The organism is Alteromonas sp. a30, from assembly GCF_026788005.1.
In the GTDB taxonomy this organism is placed as follows: Bacteria; Pseudomonadota; Gammaproteobacteria; order Enterobacterales; family Alteromonadaceae; genus Paraneptunicella.
Map to the genome: position 1 here is coordinate 1 of NZ_JABEPE010000068.1, position 1,463 is coordinate 1,463.

A 1,463-nucleotide genomic window follows, 5' to 3' on the forward strand; every position below is an offset into this window, starting at 1 on the left:
CGCTTTCTCCAAAACTTTGCTTTAATAAAATGCTAGTAACTTGGTTTAAGCTATTGCTAGTATTGGCAAAATTTTAGGATGTTGAGATTTTGGTATGGATTTAAAAGTGGGCATACCGAGAATTCGCAGTAATACACTGTTATATGACTAAAGGAATTGTTGCATGGACTTAAACGCACGTTTATTTCTTGGAGCTTTGGTAGGTCTTTGCATTTACTTTGCTTTCTTGGTTGGAGGTCAAATAAACCTCGCAAGTGAAGCAATGACAATTCTAGAGTCGTGTGCAAATAGCCAAACTTCAAATTGCGTAAATTCACAAGGGTACACCCGACTAGTGAACCGATGGGATGGTAATGTAAAAGTGTATTGGGTTATTGGTTTACTCATGACATTAGCTTGTGGCTACTTCATGCCTAAACGAAAACAACAAGTGTAAGTCGTCATATAACAAGAGCCTCAATTCGCTCTTTAGCTCGCTCGGACAATTAACAATGGGCTATTGTCGCTGCGCTCAAAACTTTAGCCCATTATTAATCGCCGCTTAGGCAGACGTTATGTTGCATAAAGGAGAGATATAAGAATGGCAACAATTACTGATTTTGATTCATGGCTTGATCAAGCCGATCCAGATGACCATGAAGAGGTTTATGCCTTGTATAGGGCTGTCTCAGACGTCGATGAATTTGGTATGTATAAGTGCACGATGAATAATGGAAAATATTTCGTTAAAGGTGATCACACTGATGACACCTTAATGCTTGCTTCTGCGAAGGCTCATTCAGCTTTTCTTAACACCATAAGCTCTCGCTTCGAAATCGAAGGCGATATTGAGGGGTGGTATGGTTATAAGAGAGCAATGGCGAAAGATGATTAATAAACATAACAAGGCCATTAAATTCGCTCCCTTCGGTCACCCGACGCTCGCAAGCTCGCGCGGTTTATGGCAGCGTTAGATACCTAAGGATAGACATGGTCGTATACAATCCAATTTGGCTTCAATTCATTTTTTACATCGCAATAGCAGGGTTTCCCTGCTTGTCTGGATACATGTTTTATTTAGCTTATGAAGCATTTCCAAATTCTGGATTAAGTGGTGCAGGAGTATTTCTTTTCTTAGGAGTGGCAGTCGCTTATATCTCTTATATTAGGCTGCTGTTGGCAAAGTTTGTTCCTGCTAAAGTCGTTTTTGACGAATCTCATTTTACTGTGGAAATGAAAGGTACGAAGAATTCATATGCATGGTCAGACATTGCTTTGGTAAAAAATTATGAAAGTTCGCAAATATTGAAGTTGTTTGATTCAAACGGGACAACAATTTATGTTGTAGATCATATGACTCCCGGTTATAAGCAGTTCGCAGAAAAAGTAAACGAAGTAGTCGGTATCTAACAAGAGACTATGGCGTCAATAGCTAATTTGCTTCCCACATTACTCCATCTCTGAGCATCGAATTTAAGATTACG

Annotated in this window: 3 protein-coding genes; all 3 read left to right on the top strand. The window is 39.3% G+C overall.

Annotation, left to right across the window (positions count from 1 at the left end):
* The first annotated feature begins 163 nt into the window (after window positions 1–163).
* The 3 genes from HJG39_RS19145 to HJG39_RS19155 all read left to right on the top strand — a co-directional run bounded on the left by HJG39_RS19145 (window position 164) and on the right by HJG39_RS19155 (window position 1,389).
* Window positions 164–436 carry a hypothetical protein gene (locus tag HJG39_RS19145; RefSeq protein WP_268412004.1) on the top strand — a complete coding sequence of 91 codons (273 nt, stop codon included), beginning with the start codon at window positions 164–166 and terminating at the stop codon, window positions 434–436.
* A 144-nt stretch (window positions 437–580) separates the two neighbouring features.
* The gene (locus HJG39_RS19150; RefSeq protein WP_268412006.1) at window positions 581–874 is read left to right on the top strand and encodes a hypothetical protein; all 294 of its coding nucleotides are present in this window, start codon (window positions 581–583) and stop codon (window positions 872–874) included.
* 161 nt (window positions 875–1,035) lie between these two features.
* Window positions 1,036–1,389, top strand: coding sequence for a hypothetical protein (locus tag HJG39_RS19155; RefSeq protein ID WP_268412008.1), 354 nt, complete (start codon window positions 1,036–1,038; stop codon window positions 1,387–1,389).
* Window positions 1,390–1,463 lie beyond the last annotated feature (74 nt).